17 protein-coding genes are annotated in these 18,396 nt (G+C 66.9%); 10 read left to right on the top strand and 7 right to left on the bottom strand.

Annotated elements, in window-relative coordinates; translation table 11 throughout:
* Positions 1 to 47: 47 nt before the first annotated feature.
* A complete protein-coding gene (locus tag A7W11_RS04150; protein ID WP_066408710.1) occupies positions 48 to 350 on the top strand; it encodes a DUF4148 domain-containing protein in 303 nt (100 codons plus the stop codon).
* A gap of 32 nt (positions 351 to 382) precedes the next feature.
* On the opposite strand, the gene A7W11_RS04155 is transcribed toward A7W11_RS04150, so the two are convergent.
* The 4 genes from A7W11_RS04155 to A7W11_RS04170 all read right to left on the bottom strand — a co-directional run bounded on the left by A7W11_RS04155 (position 383) and on the right by A7W11_RS04170 (position 4,607).
* Positions 383 to 1,486: a porin gene (locus tag A7W11_RS04155; RefSeq protein ID WP_066408712.1), complete on the bottom strand. Its 1,104-nt coding sequence runs from the start codon at positions 1,484 to 1,486 to the stop codon at positions 383 to 385.
* Between the two features lie 11 nt (positions 1,487 to 1,497).
* Positions 1,498 to 2,661, bottom strand: coding sequence for a DUF1624 domain-containing protein (locus A7W11_RS04160; protein ID WP_066408720.1), 1,164 nt, complete (start codon positions 2,659 to 2,661; stop codon positions 1,498 to 1,500).
* Between the two features lie 151 nt (positions 2,662 to 2,812).
* Positions 2,813 to 3,463 (bottom strand): hypothetical protein, encoded by a 651-nt coding sequence (locus A7W11_RS28245; RefSeq protein WP_066408722.1) that lies wholly within the window; start codon positions 3,461 to 3,463, stop codon positions 2,813 to 2,815.
* Between the two features lie 220 nt (positions 3,464 to 3,683).
* Positions 3,684 to 4,607 (bottom strand): LysR substrate-binding domain-containing protein, encoded by a 924-nt coding sequence (locus A7W11_RS04170; protein WP_066408724.1) that lies wholly within the window; start codon positions 4,605 to 4,607, stop codon positions 3,684 to 3,686.
* A 152-nt stretch (positions 4,608 to 4,759) separates the two neighbouring features.
* Between A7W11_RS04170 and A7W11_RS04175 the strand changes: the two genes are divergently transcribed.
* The 5 genes from A7W11_RS04175 to A7W11_RS04195 all read left to right on the top strand — a co-directional run bounded on the left by A7W11_RS04175 (position 4,760) and on the right by A7W11_RS04195 (position 9,396).
* Complete coding sequence (locus A7W11_RS04175) at positions 4,760 to 5,539, top strand: enoyl-CoA hydratase/isomerase family protein (RefSeq protein WP_066408727.1); 780 nt, start codon at positions 4,760 to 4,762, stop codon at positions 5,537 to 5,539.
* A 5-nt stretch (positions 5,540 to 5,544) separates the two neighbouring features.
* Positions 5,545 to 6,768: a CaiB/BaiF CoA transferase family protein gene (locus A7W11_RS04180; protein ID WP_066409421.1), complete on the top strand. Its 1,224-nt coding sequence runs from the start codon at positions 5,545 to 5,547 to the stop codon at positions 6,766 to 6,768.
* A gap of 90 nt (positions 6,769 to 6,858) precedes the next feature.
* On the top strand, positions 6,859 to 7,845 hold the full coding sequence (locus tag A7W11_RS04185; protein ID WP_066408732.1) for a Bug family tripartite tricarboxylate transporter substrate binding protein: 987 nt from the start codon (positions 6,859 to 6,861) through the stop codon (positions 7,843 to 7,845).
* Between the two features lies 1 nt (position 7,846).
* Positions 7,847 to 9,007, top strand: a complete 1,161-nt coding sequence (locus tag A7W11_RS04190) for an alpha-hydroxy acid oxidase (RefSeq protein ID WP_066408735.1) — start codon at positions 7,847 to 7,849, stop codon at positions 9,005 to 9,007.
* On the top strand, positions 9,004 to 9,396 hold the full coding sequence (locus A7W11_RS04195) for a Rieske (2Fe-2S) protein (protein WP_066408740.1): 393 nt from the start codon (positions 9,004 to 9,006) through the stop codon (positions 9,394 to 9,396). Before A7W11_RS04190 ends, A7W11_RS04195 begins: the two co-directional genes overlap by 4 nt.
* A 61-nt stretch (positions 9,397 to 9,457) precedes the next feature.
* On the opposite strand, the gene A7W11_RS04200 is transcribed toward A7W11_RS04195, so the two are convergent.
* On the bottom strand, positions 9,458 to 10,261 hold the full coding sequence (locus tag A7W11_RS04200; protein WP_066408743.1) for an alpha/beta fold hydrolase: 804 nt from the start codon (positions 10,259 to 10,261) through the stop codon (positions 9,458 to 9,460).
* Between the two features lie 461 nt (positions 10,262 to 10,722).
* Between A7W11_RS04200 and A7W11_RS04205 the strand changes: the two genes are divergently transcribed.
* Positions 10,723 to 11,307 (top strand): GTP cyclohydrolase II, encoded by a 585-nt coding sequence (locus tag A7W11_RS04205; RefSeq protein ID WP_412778701.1) that lies wholly within the window; start codon positions 10,723 to 10,725, stop codon positions 11,305 to 11,307.
* Here the strand turns inward: A7W11_RS04205 and A7W11_RS04210 are convergent, their stop codons facing one another.
* On the bottom strand, positions 11,308 to 12,261 hold the full coding sequence (locus A7W11_RS04210) for a DMT family transporter (RefSeq protein ID WP_066408746.1): 954 nt from the start codon (positions 12,259 to 12,261) through the stop codon (positions 11,308 to 11,310).
* A 185-nt stretch (positions 12,262 to 12,446) separates the two neighbouring features.
* On the opposite strand from A7W11_RS04210, the gene A7W11_RS04215 reads away from it, so the two are divergent.
* Positions 12,447 to 14,483 (top strand): hydantoinase/oxoprolinase family protein, encoded by a 2,037-nt coding sequence (locus A7W11_RS04215; RefSeq protein ID WP_066409434.1) that lies wholly within the window; start codon positions 12,447 to 12,449, stop codon positions 14,481 to 14,483.
* Between the two features lie 11 nt (positions 14,484 to 14,494).
* Positions 14,495 to 16,225, top strand: a complete 1,731-nt coding sequence (locus A7W11_RS04220; protein ID WP_235816799.1) for a hydantoinase B/oxoprolinase family protein — start codon at positions 14,495 to 14,497, stop codon at positions 16,223 to 16,225.
* Positions 16,226 to 16,298: 73 nt separating this feature from the next.
* Here A7W11_RS04220 and A7W11_RS04225 read toward each other — a convergent pair whose 3' ends face one another.
* Entirely contained in the window at positions 16,299 to 17,255 is a 957-nt protein-coding gene (locus A7W11_RS04225; RefSeq protein ID WP_082887081.1) for a LysR family transcriptional regulator, read from the bottom strand.
* 133 nt (positions 17,256 to 17,388) lie between these two features.
* On the opposite strand from A7W11_RS04225, the gene A7W11_RS04230 reads away from it, so the two are divergent.
* Positions 17,389 to 18,387: a Bug family tripartite tricarboxylate transporter substrate binding protein gene (locus tag A7W11_RS04230; RefSeq protein WP_066408757.1), complete on the top strand. Its 999-nt coding sequence runs from the start codon at positions 17,389 to 17,391 to the stop codon at positions 18,385 to 18,387.
* Positions 18,388 to 18,396 lie beyond the last annotated feature (9 nt).

Consider the following 18,396-nt stretch of genomic DNA (forward strand, 5'->3'; position numbering starts at 1 on the left):
ATCCGGGCCACCCCGGCGTCCTTGTCCAAACTTTATCGAGGTACACCATGCAGAAAGCCCAATCCCTGAAGATCGTTGCCGCCCTGATGCTGTCGATGCTGGCCACCGGCGCCGCGCAGGCCCAGAAAGAAAGCGCCGTGCCCAAGGACTCGCTGTCGCGCGCGGAGGTCGTGCGCGACATGCAGGCCTGGAAGCAGTCGGGTCTTGCAGAAGAATGGCGCACCGAGAACACGCCCGACGTCTACAGCCCCGCATACCTCGAGAAGTACGAAGCGTATCTGCGCATGACGCAGCGTCCCGCCGTGCCGTCGGCCTCGCCGTCGCAAGCGCAGCCCGAGCCGCGTGGCTGATCGACCGGCATGGCGGGCGCATCGCGCAGGCTTCAGAACCGGTGCCGCAGCCCCACCGCATATTGCGTCTGCCGCCAGCCCGCATCGTCCCAGGCGCCGCGCAACTGGCCAAGAATGGCGTACACGTTCGTGCGGCGCGACAGGTCGTGCGAATAGCCCACCGAGGCGATGTGCTGCGCATGCGTCGCCCCTTGCCGCGCCAGCGCGCCGTCATTCTCGGGAATGCTGGATTGCCAGGAAGCCATCACCGTTCCCGCGCCGACCTGCCAGCCCAGGCCTGCCAAGAAGCCATGCACCGTGCTGCCGGGAAAGTAGGGCGTCTGGCCAGGCGAGGGCGCCGCGGGCAGCGTCGAGCCATGCCGCATGTGCGAGTACGCCAGGTACAGCGTCGCGGGTCCGATCTTCTGTCGTCCCGCCAGCGATACCGCCGAGGGTTGCTCCGCGCCGCCCGCCGCGGCCATCGCGCGGCCCTCGGCGGTGTTGGCGGCCCAGCGCCCACCTTCGTAGGTCACGGCCACGGCGGACGCGCCGTCGTCATAGCCCAGCGCGGCGCTGTCCAGGCGGTTGGCGCTGTTCGTGGCGAAGCCGCCGGTGCCCGTGGCATCGAAACTGTGATCCACCGCCACGCGCCAGGGGCCAGGCACCGGCAGGCGCCAGGCCAGCGTGTTGTCGGCGCGGTTGGCGTTGAAGGGCAGCAATGCGGTCTGCGCGCCCAGGTTCAGGTAGGACGCCAGGAAGGGATCGAACTCGCCGAGCAATTCCGACGACACCGAGGTCTGCCGGCCCGCGCGCAGTTCGCCCCATGCGCCGCCCACGCCCAGCCAGGCGCCCCGGCCGAACAGGCGGCCGCCCTGCGCGCTGCGTCCGGTGGTGGCCAGCACGCCGCTTTCCAGGTGATAGCGGGCGTACAGGCCCTCGCCCAGGTCTTCGCGGCCGCGCAGTCCCCAGCGCGAGCCGGACTGCATGCCGCTTTGCATGGTGTGCGAACTGCCGCGCTCGCTGTCGTCGAAGCCGGCCAGGCCCAGATCGACCACGCCGAACAAGGCGGGGCCGTCAGCCTGCGCCGCCAGAGCGGGGGCCACGGCGGCCAGGCCCAGCGCCAGGCAGGTGGCGCGCCATTTGGATACGTGCGTCATGGCCTGGCGTCTTACAGGTACTTCAGCCACGCGATGTCGCGGCGGCGGGCCTTCAGTTGCCCGAAGGCGCGCACCGGCCAGTACAGGGCCACGCCCAGCGCTACCGTCAGCACCCACAGCATGCCCACGCCGTCCACGCTGAAATACTGCCCCTGGTTGGGGCCCCACATCGCCATGGCCGCCAGGTACATCGCCTTCAGCACATACAAGTGCAGGATGTAGAAGAACAGCGGTGCGGCGCCGTACACGCACATCACGCGAACGGCGGGCCGCGCGTCCAGGCGTTCCAGCCAGGCCAGCAGCAGCAGCCCCAGGCCCAGGGTCAGCAACAGGAAGAACAGGGACGGCGGATACTTGGTGATGTTGATGAAGCTCATCAGCGAACGCACCGCGTCGTCCTGCACGCTCCAGCCTTGCCCCTGGCCGTAGGCGTTGAAGGTGCGCAGCACCACGAACAGCGCCAGGGCGCCGCCGCCCGCCAGGCACAGGCGCCGCCGGCGTTCGGCGGGTGCCACCGTGCGGGCGAACCACGGGCCGCAGGCATAGCCCAGGGCGATCACGCCGATCCACGGCAGCAGCGGGTACGAGGTGCGCAGGCGCAGCGATTCGCTGACCTCGATCCAGCCGCGGTCATGCAGGATGGCCCACAGTACGAAACCGGGTTCGCCCGCCGCCACGTGGATGCCGTCCAGCAGGTTGTGGCCGGCGACCAGCGCCACGCCCACCGCGATCAGCGCGGGACGGGGCAGGCGCACCAGCAGGGCCAGCGCCAGCATCGACAGGCCGATGGCCCAGATCACCTGCAGGTAGACCACCGACGGCGGGAACTGGAACGTCCAGGCGAAGTTGACGACCGTGAACTCCAGCGCCACCAGGAACAGGCCGCGCTTGGCCAGGAAGGCGCTGGTGGCGTTCAGGCTGCCCGCCTTCTGGCCGTACAGCCAGGCGGACAGTCCGGTCAGGAACACGAAAACGGGCGCGCACAGGTGCGCCAGCGCGCGGGAGAAGAACAGTTCGGGCGGGGTGTTGGCCACGTCCATGGGATCGCTGACCTGGGCATGCAGATACACGGTTTCTCGGACGTGATCCAGCAGCATGATGAGCATCACCAGACCGCGCAGGGCGTCGATGGACAGCAGGCGGGAGGGGGGAGAAGAGGAGGAAAGACCAGTCATCGGGTACGGCAACAGCGGGGCCGGCAAGGCGGCGGGTGACGCCTGGCGCTGCCTGTGAAGGCGGTCCAGGGCGGTAAAAGGCCGCAAGTGTAATGAAATAACATTACATCATCAAGCTGTTTGTCAGGTTGCCGTGCGAAAGATGGGGACGTTACGGTCCCGGCTTGAGCAATCCCGCGATCGCTCCCGGTTTTGCCTTTCCGGACTTGGCCGCCGCCTCGATGGCGTTCTGGATGGTGTTGGCGCCCGCCGTGGGTTTCAGGGCCTGGGACTGCTCGATGGCCTTCAGCGCCTGCGGATACTGGCGCTGTTCGGCCAAGGCCACCGCCAGATAGACCAGGACGCTGTTGGCGTACTCGTAGGCGCCGCTGGGCTCGTGGGCTTCCCAGGCGGCCTTCCAGCTGGACAGGTGCTTGACGGCGGTGCCGTACTGTCCGGCCAGCACGGCGGCCATGCCGATGTGCTGATGCAGGGCCGGCAGGTCCCGGGGCATCGTGGTGGGCAGAGCCAACGATTGCTCGAACGAGCTCACCGTCTTGGTGAAATCCAGCTTCTGCCGGTAGGCATGCCCCATGCCCTCCAGCGCCAGGGCCGCCATGTCGGGGTTGGCCGACGAGGACAGCGCGCGGAACGTGTCGACCGCGGTATCTGGTTTCTTCGCTTCCAATGCCGCGAAACCGCGCTTGAGGGCGGCGATTTCCGCCTGGGACGGATCGGCGGGCGGAGCCGGCTGGGCGGCCTGGACGCAGGCGGCGAAGCACAGAAGCAGGGCGCCCGCATGGGCCTTGAACACGTTCGGCACGGCAGGTTTTTCGGTTCGGGAAACCGGTATTGTGCCTGTTGGAAAGCCGCTGCGCCGGGGGCGTCGGTATCTGCGGCAAGCGCCCGGCAGGTCCGCTACGGGCACCATGCGGTGCAACTGCTGCCGACCGGGTACCGATTGATGGATTACTTCATGAGGCATGCCGGCCAGCTGCTGACGCGCGCCATGATTTTTCAGGCTGTCTGGCAATGAATGCGCGCTAGGCAGGGGACGTGGCTGTCAGTGCACGGCAGGCCCAGACGCCCCCGGCAATGGCATCGTTGATGCACGCCGTCAGCAGATGGCGCGTCTCGACGGCCGCCGCGGTGGGATGGTGGTATCGCGACACCGCGATGTAGCCAGTCCGGGCCAGCGCCTCGTCCTGCAGCAGCGCGCTGTCCAGCCGCAACTTCGCATCGGAGCCTGGCAACGAGGCCGAAGGCAGGATGGAGAAGCCCATTCTGCTGGCGATGGCCTGCATCAGCAGGCTGGGCGAGTCGATCTCGGCGCGCACCTGCGGCTTCACGTTCAGCCGCAGCCAGGAGGTTTCGAGGATTTCGCGGATGCCGTTGGGCCGGCGCAGAAGCAGCAGCGGATAGGTGCAGGCTTCCTCCAGCGTGGCCTTGCGGCGGCGCTTGAGCGTGCCGTGCGCGCCCACCAGCCAGAGCGGTTCCACCAGCATCGGCGTCAGGCTCAATGCATCGTGATTCGTGTCGTCGAACACCACGGCCATGTCCAGTTGGCCTTGCGTCACCAGCGTGCCTAGCATGGAGCTGGGGCCCTCGACGATCTGCAGGCGCACGGCGGGGAGGTGATCCAGCACGGCGCGCAGCAGATCGAGACCGATGACGGACGACACCGTCCACGGAAGCCCGACCACCACCGGGCCGGAGGGGCCGATGGCCGCCTGCGCGGCCACTTCGGGTGTCGCGGCCAGTTGCCGCAACACATGCTTGGCATGTTGATAGACGGCCTTGCCGGCCTCGGTGGGCGTGGCGCCGCGCACGTCGCGCAACAGCAATTGCACGCCCAGTTCGGCCTCCAGCCGGTTCATGTGCAGCGTCAGCGCGGGCTGGGCGACATGCAATGAACGCGCCGCCCGCGACAGGCTGCCGGCATCGACGATGCCGACGAAGTATTTCAATGGCCGGGTATCCATGGAGGAAGGGCGTCAGCGAAGAGAAGAGGCGGCTTTGGCAAGGGTATAACGATTCTATATGCCCCCAGTCTGAAAATGTATTTTTTGTGTCGCGCCGGTGACTCCTAGACTAGCCAAAACTCGAAACAGGAGACTCCATGAGCGGCACGCTGCAATTGCACCGCGACGGCCACGTCGCGACCATCGTCATCGACAATCCCGGCAAGAAGAACGCCATGAACCAGGCGATGTGGATCGCCATGGGCGACATGCTGCATGACCTGAAGAGGGATCCCGGCCTGCGCTGCCTGGTGCTGCGAGGCGCCGGCGACAGCGCCTTCGGCAGCGGGGCGGACATCGAGGAATTCGAAGCCATTCGCGCCACCAGGGAACAGGCCATCGCTTTCGCCCAGCACGGCCATCGCGCCATGCACGGCGTACGCGACTTCCCGGTGCCGACGGTGGCCGCCATCCGCGGCGCCTGTGTCGGCGGGGGGCTGGAGTTGGCGGCGTTCTGCGACATTCGCCTGTGCACCTCGGACAGCCGGTTCGGCGTGCCCATCGCGCGCCTGGGCGCGGTCCTCGCCTATCCTGAACTCGAAGGCCTGGTACGCGTGGCGGGCCCGGACGGCGCGCTGCGCTTGCTGCTGCTGGGCGACGTGGTCAGCGCCGACGAGGCCCTGCGCATGGGACTGGTGCAGCAGGTCGTCGAGACAGCGGACTTCGACGAGGCGCTTGGCCAAGCCGTATCGCGCATCCTGGCGGGCGCGCCGCTGTCGGCGCGCTGGCACAAGAAATTCGTTCAGCGGCTGCGCGACGGCACGCCGCTGACGCCGCAAGAACGCGACGAAGGCTACGACTGCTTCGATACGGAAGACTATCACCGGGGCTTCCAGGCCTTTCTGGCAAAAACGAAACCCGAGTATCTGGGGAGATGAGCAGCATGTCGGTTCACACGCACACCGAAACGGGCGGCCCGCTGTCCGGCCTGAAGGTCATCGAGATCGCACACGTCATGGCGGGGCCGGTCGGCGGTCTGCTGCTGGCGGACATGGGCGCGGACGTCATCAAGGTCGAACGTCTTCCTGGCGGCGACGACACGCGGCGCACCACGCCGCCCGAGATCCACGGCGAGTCGGCCTCGTTCATGATCATCAACCGCAACAAGCGGGGCATCGCGGTCGATCTGAAAGACCCCGCCGGCGTGGAGGTGGTCCGCCGGCTGATCGCGACGGCCGACGTCGTGCTGGAGAACTACCGGCCCGGCACCCTGGAAAAGCTGGGCCTGGGCTACGAATCCCTGCGCGAGCAGAATCCCGGCCTGATCTATTGCAAGATCACGGGTTTCGGCACCAACGGTCCCTATGCGACGCGCGCCGGCTATGACCTGATCTCGCAAGGCATGTCGGGGCTGATGAGCATGACCGGCGAAGCCCCGGGCCGTCCGCCCGTAAAGCTGGGCGTTCCCGTGGGAGACGTGACGGCCGGCATCCTGGCCGCCACCGGCATCCTGGCGGCCTACATCCGCCGCCTGACAACCGGCCGGGGGCAGTTCGTCGATACTTCGCTGCTGGAGGCTTCTGTGGTGCATACCTATTGGCCGGCTGCCCTGGCCCTGGCCACGGGCGTATCGGCCGGCCCCATGGGATCCGCCCATCCGGTCGCCGCACCCTACCAGGCGTTTCCCACGCAGGATGGCTGGATCAACGTCGGCGCCATCAGCAAGGCCACCTGGGAGGGCACGGCAAACGTGCTGGGCGCGGGCTGGATGATCACCGACGAGCGCTTCGCCACCAACGGCGCCCGCATGGCCAACCGCGACGCGCTGGTGGCCATCATGTCCGATATCCTGCGAAGCCGGCCGACCGACGACTGGATGCCGGATTTCGAGCGGGCGGGCGTGCCGGCGGGGCCGGTGCGCACCATGGCGCAGGTGCTGGCCGATCCGCAGACGCAGGCGCGCCAGATGGTGGTGGAAGTGGACCATCCCGTCGCGGGAACGGTGCAGGCGCTGGGCTGCCCGATCAAATTCTCCGATGGGCATGGCGTGACCCGGCGCGGGGCGCCGCTCTACGGCGAGCACACCCGCGATGTCCTGTCCGAGCTTGGCTACGCTGCAGAAGAGATCGAGGCGTTGGCCGGCAGAAACGTGGTCGGCGCGCGATAGGCGCGCTGCGCGGCACGGTTGCCCTAGAACGATAGGCAACGCGGCAGGCCTCGGAACGAAGGCCTGACAAACAAAAAAGCAGGAGACAACATGACACATTTCGCTCGACGCGCCTTGCGCGTTTCCTTTGGGGCGCTCGTTTCCGTGGCCTGTGCCTTGTGCACGGGCACTGCAGCGGCGCAAGACTATCCGCAACGCAGCATTCGCCTGGTGGTGCCGTCTGCGCCGGGCGGCGGCGGCGACTTCGTCGCCCGGCTGGTCGGCGAGAAGGTCGGCCGGATACTGAAACAGCCTGTCGTGGTGGAAAACCGGGGTGGCGGCGGCGGCAACATCGCAACGGAAGTGGTGCGCAGCGCCAAGCCGGACGGCTATACCTTGCTGCTGACCGGCAACAATCATCCGCTGAACGTCTACCTGTTCGCCAAGGCACCTTATGCATTGAATGAATTCGTGGCGATTGCGGAGGCCACGCGGGGACCCTCCGTATTGGTCGCGGCCAATAACGCGCCGTTCTCCACGCTGCGCGAACTGATCGCGCAGGCGAAAGCCAAACCAGGCACCATCGCCTACGGCAGCCCGGGGGTGGGCCTGCCGAGCCATATCGCCGCCGAACTATTCCAGCGCGCCGCGGGTATTTCGCTGGTGCACGCGCCGTATCGCGGCTCGGGGCCGTCCTTGGCCGATGCGTCAGGCGGACAGATTCCGCTGGTGTCGTCCACCTTGTCGGCCGCCTTGCCGTTGATCCAGGCGGGCAAGCTAAAGGCGCTGGCGGTGACGTCGGAGCAAAGGTGGCCGGCGCTGCCCGATACGCCCACGGTGGCGGAAGTGCTGGGCAAGCCCTTCAGCCATTTGACCTGGCTGGGCATCCTGGCGCCTGCCGGCACGCCGCCCGAGATCGTGTCGCGGCTCAATGCCACCGTCAACGACGTGCTCAAGGACAAAGCCGTGCAGGATGCCCTGGTGGCCCAAGGCACCTTGCCGCGTGGCGGCACGCCCGCCGACTTTCAGGCCACCATCGACCGCGAGGCGGTGGTGTCGAAGCAACTGGTCGAAGCCGGCGGCTTGAAGGTGGAGTAGCGTGCCCCCCGATCACGATCTTCCTTCCGGATTGACGCGGGCGGCCAGCATCGGCGACCTGCGGTTGCTTGCGCGGCGTCGCCTGCCCCGAATGGTCTTCGACTACATCGATGGCGACGCCGGCGAAGGAGAGTGCGCCGCGCGCAATCGGCGTGCGTTGCAGGAGTGCCGCCTTCAGCAACGGGCGCTGATCGACGTCAGCCGCGTGGATATGTCGACGACCCTGCTGGGCGCATCCAGTACGATGCCCGTGACCATCGGTCCCACGGGCTTGAACGGCGCCTACTGGCTGCACGGCGACGCGTGCCTGGCACGTGGCGCCGCCGACGCGGGCATTCCTTTCGTGATGAGCACTGCGGCCTGCCTGCCCATGACGGACATTGCCCGCATCGGCGGCCTGACCAAGTGGTTTCAGCTATACATGCTGAAGGACCGCGGACTGGTCGAGTCCTTCCTGCAACATATCCACGCGCAGGGCTTCGACGTGCTGCAGCTGACCGTGGATACGGCGGTCGCCGGGCGCCGCAACCGCGATATCCGCAACGGGTTCACCCTGCCGTTTCGCTGGACGCTGGCGAATCTGCTGGACTGCGCCAGGCATCCCGCATGGGCATTGCAGATGGCGCGGGGCGGATCGCCCACGCTGCGCGTGTTCGCGGAAGTCTTGGGCGAGGTGCCCAAAGGCAGTACGATCTCCGAAGTCATGCAGCAACAGCTCAGCAGCAGTTTCACCTGGGACGATCTGGCGTGGCTGCGCCGCGCATGGCCGAAGAAGCTGGTGCTCAAGGGCATACTGGATGCCGGCGATGCGCAGCGCGCCGTGGACGAAGGCGTCGATGGCGTGATCGTATCGAACCACGGCGGGCGGCAGCATGACGCGGCGGCGGCCACGCTGGACATGCTGCCCGCCATCGCCGAGCGCATCCAGGGCAGGGCCGCGCTGCTGATCGACAGCGGCTTCCGGTCCGGCTCCGACGTGGCCAAGGCGCTGGCGTGGGGCGCCGACGGCGTGCAGTTGGGCAGGGCTACGCTATATGGGCTGGCCAGTGGCGGACAGGCCGGTGTACGGCATGCGCTGGCCATCATCAAGGACGAATTACGCCTCGCCATGGCCCTGTCCGGGGCCGTGTCGGTCGCGGAAATGAAAGGGAAAGGGGTATGACCGAAGCAAGCGCCGTGCGGGTGTGCCGCAGCGACGAATTGGTGAACGGCGGGCTGTGCGTGAAGCTGCCCGCGCAGGATCGGCGCGGGCCGACCACCGTGTTCTTCGTCCGTTATCAAGACCAGGTGTATGGCTACCTGAACCGCTGCCTGCACATGGGCATCGCCATCGACTGGGAAGGCAGCGTCTTCACGCGCGCGGGCGACCTGCTGATGTGCGCGCAGCATGGCGCCACGTTCGCGCCGGACACCGGCACCTGCATGGGCGGCCTCAACCTGAAGGGCAGGCTCAGCCCCTTGCAGGTGGAAGAGCGGCAGGAGGCAGGCGGCAGCGTGGTGTACTGGCTGCCCGACGAGCGCGTCTGGCCCGTGGCGCAACCGGCGGCCTGATCGGAATCCTGGCCGGACTGCGAGCCTGCCTGCCGTGGGCGCCGGACTCTCCCGGGCGCGTCTACGGCTTTGCCGTGTCCTGCCAGGCCCTTACATATCCCAGCACCACGTCTTCCTGCTCGCGATGCGGCACATGCCCACAAGAGGGCAGGATATGCACCGTGGTGTCCGCCGGGGCCAGGCGGGCGATGCGCTCGGGATGCGTGGTGGAGCCGTACTCGTCGGTGTCGCCATGCAGCGACAGGATCGGGCTGCGCACCTGGCGCAGTTCCGCGTCCAGGTTCCAACTGGCGAACTCGGGCGCCAGCCAGGAGTCGATCCAGGCGTGCAGCACCCATCCGGCCTTTTCGCCGTGATACTTGGCCAGCCGCTGCAATTGGACCGGATCGGCAAACGCCTGTCGGGCGTCGCGGATGCCGTTCAGGGTGCGGTCTTCGGCGTACATCTGAGCCGATTCGCAGATGAGTCCCGCGCAGGCCGACGGATAACGCGCCGCGCAGGCCACCGACATGCCGCCGCCCACGCTGTGCCCGAACAGCACGAAACGCTCCAGCGCCAGGGCCTCGCGCACGCTGCGGAAACCTTCGTCGGCCTCGGCCTGGATGAAATGCAGCGGGGACAAGGTGCCGGGATTGGGATCGGAACGGCCGAAGCCCAGCCGGTCGTAGGCGATCACGTCACGGCCGGTGGCCGCAGCCAGATGCGCCGGAAAATCGCGCCACAGTTCCACGCAGCCCAACGAGTCATGCAGCATCACGATGGGAGGCAGGGCGCCGAAGCCATCCTCGTCCGGCGTCCAGCGCCGCACGAAAAGTCCGCCCTGATCGGTGGGCACCCGGTAATCGTTGGTTTGAATCGTGGACATCCGCTTCCTATTCCATGAAATGCCGTAGCGTACCCGCCGCCGCCACGCCGATAAGCACCGTCGGCAGCATAGGCAATCGCGTGGCCGCCAGCAAGGTCACCGCTGCGCCGCCAGACCGGCGGGCCGCCCGGCCAGGACAGTGTGTTTGGCTGGTCCGGCTTTCCGCACCCTGTTTTTCTGGGAAAATGGCGGTTGGAGCCGAAAATCTCCTCCTCTTGCACGCCATATCGTACTCACCCGCACATCGAGTCCGGTATTCCGATGCAGAACGATAAAACGGCGCTGGCAATTGCCGCTTCAGCCCCCATGTAGCATGGAGCGCCTCCGTGCATGGCGCGTTTTCCTGCCGCTGGCGCCGCAGGTTCCTGACATTTTTACCAAGTTGGTTTTCCGCTGTGACTGCCGTAGCCCCTCGAACCACACCCATTCAACCCGCCGCCTCGATCCGCGTGACGGTGCAACTGCCTGTCCGCCTGGCCGATGGCACGGACACCCTGGCGCAGTCGTACAGCTTCAACGGCCTGGCCGATGGCAAGGAGCACGTGGCGCTGCGCCTGGGCGAGCCGGGGGCCATCCCCGTGGTGCGGCTGCATTCCGAATGCCTGACGGGCGATGTGTTCGGGTCGTTGCGCTGTGATTGCGGCCCGCAGTTGCAGGAAGCGCTCAGCGTGCTGAACCAAGAGGGCGGCTATCTGCTCTACCTGCGCCAGGAGGGGCGCGGCATCGGCCTGTATTCCAAGCTGGACGCCTACCGCCTGCAGGAACAGGGCCGCGACACCTATGCCGCCAATCTGGAACTGGGGCATGGCGTGGACGACCGTGACTACACGGCGGCTGCGCAGATGCTGAAGGCACTGGGCATCACCCGCATCGAGCTGGTCACCAACAATCCCGACAAGAAGCAGCAGCTCGAACAACTGGGCATCGAGGTGGCCAGGTGCCGCCTGACGGGCGTGCACGCCAACCAGCACAACCTGGCGTACCTGAAGGCGAAGATCGATCGCACCGGCCATCTGCTGAAGATGGACGAAGGCGAAAAGAAGTAATCAGGCGGATCGGGTCGGTGCGCCTTCGGATTGACCAGTGGCCGGCGTTGCCGGCGGTGCGGTGCGCGACAGCGCCAGACCGGCGATGATCACCGAGATTCCGATAGCGTGGTACAGGTGCAGCGATTCGCCCAGGAAGCCCACGGCCATCAACGCTCCATACACCGGCAGAAGGTGGATGAACAGTGAGGCTTTGGCCGGTCCGATGCGTGCCACGCCCACTGAGTAAAGCAGATTGGCCAACAGCGAGGCCACGATGCCCACGTAGAGAATGGCCGCCACGGAGGTTGCGCTCCAGACCGTCCGGGCTCCGCCCCGGTACTCGATGACGGCAAGAGGCAGTAGCGCCACCACCGTGATGCCCAACTGGATCGTCAGCAACCCAATGCGGCTCAGGCTGGGGGGGACCGATCTTAGCCACAGCGAATACAAGGCGAAGGAGGCCATGGCCCCGAACACGATCAGGTCGCCCTCGGAAAAGGACAAGGCCAGCAGTCCCGCCAGGTCGCCGTGGGTGATGATGGTCAGTACGCCGACGCAGCTCAGTGCCAGGCCTACCACTTGCCGGGCCACCAGTTTCTGGCCGAAGAACAGGGCAGCCATCAGCAACACCAGTACGGGAATGGTGGAATTGAGCAACTGACCGTTGGCCGCGGTCGTGTGATGCAGGCCGATATAGACCAGCACGCTGAACATCGCCAGGCCGGCCAGCCCGGTGCGCACCAGCAACCAGCGCAGCCGCCAATATTGACGCCAATCCCGTCGGATCACCGCCCAGCCGAAGGGCAAAACACAAGCAAAGGCCACGACGTGCCGGGCGAAGGCCAGCATCATGGGAGGGACATCGGCGCGGACGGCGCGTCCGACGATGAAGTTTCCCGCCCACAAGAGGGGCGGCAGCAACAGGATGAGCCAGCCGTGAGAATCCGCCGCGCGGCTTTTGTCCATGCCCATGTCGTAGTTTCCGGTGTCTCGTTATCGGGGACTTTGCAAGAGCGCAAGAATACCCCTGTTGCACGAAACGGGCTGACTTGTCCATAGACCGAACCCCATAAGCCCATAGAATCCCGTCGATGGGCCGCCACCGCCCGCGCCTCTACGATGCCTTCATCTTCTACTGCAACGATGAAAGGCGAGGCATGTATCGAATTGGTATCGACGTCGGGGGCACCTTCACGGACCTGGTGCTGACGCACGGGGAAAGCGGCAAGACCGTCTTTCACAAGGTTCCGTCCACGCCGCACGACCCCTCGGAAGCGATCCACCGCGGCATCTCCGAGCTGATCCAGGACAACGGCCTGGACCCGGCGGACATCCGCCACATCGGGCACGGCACTACGGTAGCCACCAATCTGGTCATCGAGCGCAAGGGCGCCAGGTGTGCGCTGCTGACGACGCAAGGCTTTCGCGACATTCTGGACATCGGCCGCCAGACGCGTCCGCACATCTTCGACTACAGCGTGCGCAAGCCCGAGGCGCTGGCGCCGCGCAAATGGCGCCTGGAGGTGGCCGAGCGCATCGACGCGCGCGGCCAGGCGGTCGAGCCGCTGGACGAAACCGCCGTGCGCCAGGCCGCGCAGGCCATGAAGGACGGCGGCATCGAGGCCGTGGCCATCTGCTTCCTGCACGCCTACCGCAACCCCGCACACGAAATCCGCGCGGGCGAGATCCTGCGCGAGGTCCTGCCGCAGGCCTACGTGTGCCTGTCCAGCGAAGTGCTGCCCGAGTTCCGCGAGTACGAGCGCTTCTCGACCACGGCGCTCAATGCCAAGGTCGGCCCCAACATGGAACGCTACCTGGGCCGCTTCCTGCAGCGCGTACGGGAAACAGGCGTGAAGATCGAACCCTTCACCATCCATTCCAACGGCGGCCTGATGTCGGTGGAGTCGGTGCGCCGCTTCCCGGTGCGCACCTGCCTGTCGGGCCCCGCGGCCGGCGTGGTCGGCGCAGCCGTGATGGGCCGCATCATCGGCTATCCCGACCTTGTCACCTTCGACGTGGGCGGCACCAGCACCGACGTGTCGCTGATCGCCGATGGCAAAGCCATGCTCAGCGCCAGCCGCAGCGTGGCGGGCTATCCCGTGAAGACGCCGATGGTCGACATCCACGTGATCGGCGCGGGCGGCGGCAGCCTGGCCTGGCTGGACGATGCCGGGTCGCTCAAGGTGGGGCCGCAAAGCGCGGGCGCCGTGCCCGGCCCGGTGGGCTATGGCCGCGGCGGCACGCTGCCGACCATCACCGACGCGCAGATCTCGCTGCACCGCCTGAATCCCGTGGCCGTGCTGGACGGCAAGATGCCCATCTACGCCGACGCCGCCCGCCAGGTGATGCGCGAGAAGGTCGCCGAGCCGCTGGGCCTGGGCGTGGAAGTGGCCTCGGAAGGCGTGATCCGCATCGCCAACGCCAACATGAGCCGCGCCATCCGCTCGGTGTCGACCGAGCGCGGCTACGACCTGTCGAAGTTCGCGCTGTTCGCCTTCGGCGGCGCCGGACCGCTGCACGCACTGGACGTGGCCCGCGAATGCGGCATTCCCACCGTGATCGTGCCGCCCGAGCCGGGCAATATGTGCGCGCGGGGCATTCTGCTGTCCGACATCTCCTTCGACTTCGTCGCCACCGCGATCGCCGTCGTCACGCCGCAGACCTGGGCCGACGCCACCAGCCGCTTCGAATCCCTGCAACGCGCGGCCGATCAGTGGCTGGACGAAGAGAAGGTGGCCCCGCAGGACCGCGCCTTCGTCAAGACCATCGACGCCCGCTACGTGGGCCAGAACTTCGAGGTGCAGGTGCCCGCGCAGGACTTCGATGCCGGCAGCCTGGACGCCTTCCTGCGCGACTTCCACGCCGCGCACCAGAAGGAGTACGGCTACGACGTGCCCGAGCGCCAGGTCGAGATCATCAACTGCCGCATGAAGGCGGTGGGCGCCATCGTGAAGGCGCCGCTGGTGAAGCTGGAGGCGCGCGGCGACAACCAGCCCAGCGGTTCGCGCGAGATCTACTTCGGCGCCGGGCATGGCTGGCAGCCCAGCGCGGTGTATCACCGAAGCAACCTGTCGCCCGGCGCGCGCGTCGAAGGCCCCGCGGTGATCGAGGAAATGAGCTCGACCACCGTCATCCGCCCCGGCCAGTCCATGGTCATGGACGACTACGGCAACCTGATCATCAACATCGCATAGGAATGGCTCCCATGAAACCCCAAGAACTGCTGCGGGATCCGATCGAGATGGAGGTCTTCAGCAATCGCCTGCTGTCGATCACCGAGGACATGAACAACACGCTGGTGCGCTCGTCGTTCTCGACCAATATCAAAGAACGCAAGGATTGCTCGGTGGCGCTGTTCGACGGCCGTGGCCGCCTGATCGCCCAGGGCACGCAGATTCCGCTGCACCTGGGTTCGCTGAACGGCGCGGTGGAAACGGTGCTGGCGCGCTACAAGCCCGAGGACATCAAGGACGGCGACGTCTATATCTGCAACGATCCCTACCTGGCCGCCGGCAGCCATCTGCCCGACGTCAACCTGATCACGCCCGTGTTCTGCGACGGCCGCCTGGCCTTCTTCACGGCCAATGTGGGGCACCATGCGGACTTCGGCGGCGTGGTGGCCGGCTCCATCGCGGGCGGGCTGCGCTCGATCTACGCGGAGGGCCTGCGCCTGCCGGTGATCCGCATCGTGCGCGAAGGCGTGCTGGACGAGGATCTGCTGAACCTGATCGCCCACAACACCCGCGATCCCGAAGAGCGCGTGCTGGACCTGAAAGTGCAGATCGCCACCAATGCACGGGGCGCCCAGGCGGTGCGCGAGCTGTCGCAGCAGATGGGCCTGGACAAGGCGCTGGATGCGGTCGAGGACCTGATCTCGTACACCCGCAACCGCCTGCGCCTGCGTATCGGGCAACTGAAGCAGGGCTCGTACCGTTTCGAGAACTGGCTGGACGACGACGGCCTGGGCGATGGCGATCCGGTGCCGGTGCGGGTGGAGGTCACCGTGGCGGCCGACAAGCTGATCTTCGACTTCGCGGGATCCGGTCCCGAGGCGCGCGGCGCGATGAACCTGCCGGTGAATGCGCTGAACGCCTGCGTGTACTACTCGGTGAAGGCGCTGCTGGATCCGGACATGGCGGCCAACGCCGGTCTGTTCGAGCCGCTGGAGATCCGCCTGCCCAAGGGCAGCATCGTCAGCCCGGATTCGCCGGCCGCCGTGGGCGCGCGTTCGCTGACCGCGCAGAAGGTCGCGGGCGCCATCTTCGGCGCGTTCCGCGGCGTGCTGCCGCCCGAGCGCATCATGGGCGCCGGCAACGATGTGTGCCCGGCGATCGTGTTCTCGGGACGCCATGCCGACCGGCCGGGTTCCTACGTGTACATCGAAGCCGTGGGCGGCGGGTCGGGCGCCCGCGCGGATTCGGACGGCATGGACGGCGTGCACGTGCACATGACCAACTCGTCCAACCTGCCGGTCGAGGCGCTGGAGAACGAGTATCCGCTGCGCGTGGACGCGTACGGCTACGTGGTGGACTCGGGCGGCGAAGGCCGGCAGCGTGGCGGCATGGGCCTGGCGCGCCAGATCTCGGCGCAGGCCGAAGGCATCGTGTTCACGGCGCGGGCCGATTCGCACACCGTGGGCCAGGCCTCGGGCGCGGCCGGCGGCAACCCGGGCCGGCGCGCCACGCTGTCGCTGCGCAAGGCGTCGGGCGAGGTGACGGCGCTGCAGTCCAAGTCGGCCAACATCGTGCTGAAGACGGGCGACAGCATCCGCATGGAAACCTCCGGCGGCGGCGCGGTGGGCCTGCCCGCCGAACGCTCGCTGGAGGACATCGTCAACGACCTGGAAGACGGTGTGCTGACGGCGGAACGGGCGCGTATCGCCTATGGTGAATTGGGCGAGGCCGCGCTGGCGAAGCTGTTGCCGGCGGGCCGCTGAGGTTCACGCCCCGGCGCGCCCACGGGTAGCGCCCGCAACGAGAAAAGCCCTTGCGTGGGGCCTTTCTCGATTTCTATTGCGCCACCGCCTGCGCCATTGCCGGCATCCGCTGGCAGGTGGAAGGCTCCCGTTGCGTCTCCAGCTCGGTGGCAATGAAGTTGCGCAGCCAGGCATGCGCGCCATCGCTGCGGTTGCGCTCGTGCCAGAACATCGAGATGCGCATCTTGGGCAGCTTCAGGGGGATGGGCAGCACGGTGGTCTTCGACACCGACGCCAGCGCCTGGCCCACGCTGGACGGCAGGATGGCCAGCATGTCCGACTGGGCCAGCACGAAGGGCACGGCCAGGTAGCTCGACAGCACCGCACCCGTGCGGCGCAATTGGCCGGTTTCCCGCAGCGCGGCGTCGATCTGCGTGCTGAAGTAGCCCGCGTGCCCCGACGTGTCCACGTGCTCGTAGGCCAGGAAGGCGTCCAGGTTCCAGCTGCGCGCCAGCACTGGGTGGTCCTGGCGCACCACGCAACAGACCTCTTCTTCGAACAGATAGCGGGCGCGCAGGCTGCCGGGCGGATCCGGGTAATAGCCCAGGTACAGCTCGATGTGGTTTTCCGTCAGCATCTCCTGCCCGCCGTGCAGCCGGGGCGGCAACATGCGCAGCGTCAGGTTGGGCGCGATCTCCTTCAGCTTGCCGATGATGCGGGGCAGGGCGGCGAACTGCAGATAGTCGCTGGCATAGATGTCGAAGGTGCGCGACTCGGTTTTCCAGTCGAACTCGCTGGCGCGCGTCGAGGCCGACAGCCAGGTGTCCAGGAAGGGGCCGAACGAATGGTGCAGCGCCAGCGCGCGCTCGGTCGGCGTCCATTGGTTGCCTTCGCGCGTCAGCAGCGAATCGCCGAACAGGTGCCGCAGGCGGCTCAAGGCGGCGCTCATCGAGGGCTGGCTGATGCCCAGCTGCGCGGCGGCCTTGGACACATTACGGTGCGTCATCAACGCGGAGAAGTGGGGCAGGAGGTGAAGATCGCAGGCTTTCATAACACACCGTCTATGCACTTATAAATGGCAAGGGCTGGGTGGACGCGGCAGGAGTTGCGTAGCATGGTCCATTCCATTCGATGGACGGCAAGTCAAGGCGACCGTCCACGACGACATACTTCAAGGGGAAGTGATGAAGCAAAGTTTCAAGCGGCACGGTCTGGCGGCGGCCCTGTGCCTGGCCGCGGTGTTGCCCGGCGCACGCGTGGCGCAGGCGGCGGATACGGCCTCGTGGCCCAGCCGGCCGGTGCAGCTGATCGTGCCGTTCGCCAACGGCGGCTCGACCGACCTGGTGGCGCGCAAGGTGGCCGATGCCCTGGGCAAGGAAGTCGGCCAGACGGTCATCGTCGAGAACAAGGTCGGCGCGGGCGGCGTGATCGGCTCGTCCTACCTGTCGCGCCAGAAGCCCGACGGCTACGCGTTGCTGCTGGGCACAGTCTCCACGCACTCGATCCACGAAAGCGTGATGAAGAACCTGCCCTACAACCCGCGCAAGGACTTCACGCCCATCACCATGATCGGCCTGATTCCCGACCTGATCGTCGTGAATCCCGAAGTGGTCAAGGTCAAGAACCTGCAGGAGTTCATCGCGCTGGCCAAGGCCAAGCCCGGCGTCCTGAACTATGCGTCGGGCGGTCCCGGCACGTCGAGCCACCTGGGCAGCGAATACTTCGCCACCGAAGCCCAGATCAAGATGAACCACGTGCCGTACAAAGGCAGCGGTCCGGCCCTCATCGACGTGCTCGGCGGCCACGTGGACATGATGCTGGACGTGATCATGACCTCGCTGGAACCGGTGAAGGCCGGCCGCCTGAAGGCCCTGGGCGTGACCTCGCGCACCCGTTCGCCCCTGCTGCCCGACGTGCCCACTCTTGAAGAGCAGGGCATGAAGGACTTCGAGGCCATCATCTGGTTCGCGGTCTACGCGCCGCCCAACATGCCGGCCGACCTGCAGGAGAAGATCGCCGGCAAGATCGACACGGTGCTCAAACGACCCGAGATGGTGCAGTTCCTGCAGGGCCAGGGCATCCAGGTGGTGGCCGAAGGCCCGAAGCAGCTTCAGGAGCAGGCCAACGCCGACGCCGACAAGTGGCGCGCCGTCGTGCAGAAGGCCGGCATCGAACCGCAGTAAAGCGGACTG

It is taken from the genome of Bordetella ansorpii, from assembly GCF_900078315.1.
Lineage (GTDB): Bacteria > Pseudomonadota > Gammaproteobacteria > Burkholderiales > Burkholderiaceae_B > Bordetella > Bordetella ansorpii.

Bases quoted from the DNA above. Each gene is read 5' to 3' on its own strand.
- A7W11_RS04150 (WP_066408710.1), top strand. From the start codon at position 48: ATGCAGAAAGCCCAATCCCTGAAGATCGTTGCCGCCCTGATGCTGTCG.
- A7W11_RS04155 (WP_066408712.1), bottom strand. From the start codon at position 1,486: ATGACGCACGTATCCAAATGGCGCGCCACCTGCCTGGCGCTGGGCCTG.
- A7W11_RS04160 (WP_066408720.1), bottom strand. From the start codon at position 2,661: ATGACTGGTCTTTCCTCCTCTTCTCCCCCCTCCCGCCTGCTGTCCATC.
- A7W11_RS04175 (WP_066408727.1), top strand. From the start codon at position 4,760: ATGAGCGGCACGCTGCAATTGCACCGCGACGGCCACGTCGCGACCATC.
- A7W11_RS04180 (WP_066409421.1), top strand. From the start codon at position 5,545: ATGTCGGTTCACACGCACACCGAAACGGGCGGCCCGCTGTCCGGCCTG.
- A7W11_RS04185 (WP_066408732.1), top strand. From the start codon at position 6,859: ATGACACATTTCGCTCGACGCGCCTTGCGCGTTTCCTTTGGGGCGCTC.
- A7W11_RS04195 (WP_066408740.1), top strand. From the start codon at position 9,004: ATGACCGAAGCAAGCGCCGTGCGGGTGTGCCGCAGCGACGAATTGGTG.
- A7W11_RS04200 (WP_066408743.1), bottom strand. From the start codon at position 10,261: ATGTCCACGATTCAAACCAACGATTACCGGGTGCCCACCGATCAGGGC.
- A7W11_RS04210 (WP_066408746.1), bottom strand. From the start codon at position 12,261: ATGGGCATGGACAAAAGCCGCGCGGCGGATTCTCACGGCTGGCTCATC.
- A7W11_RS04215 (WP_066409434.1), top strand. From the start codon at position 12,447: ATGTATCGAATTGGTATCGACGTCGGGGGCACCTTCACGGACCTGGTG.
- A7W11_RS04220 (WP_235816799.1), top strand. From the start codon at position 14,495: ATGAAACCCCAAGAACTGCTGCGGGATCCGATCGAGATGGAGGTCTTC.
- A7W11_RS04225 (WP_082887081.1), bottom strand. From the start codon at position 17,255: ATGAAAGCCTGCGATCTTCACCTCCTGCCCCACTTCTCCGCGTTGATG.
- A7W11_RS04230 (WP_066408757.1), top strand. From the start codon at position 17,389: ATGAAGCAAAGTTTCAAGCGGCACGGTCTGGCGGCGGCCCTGTGCCTG.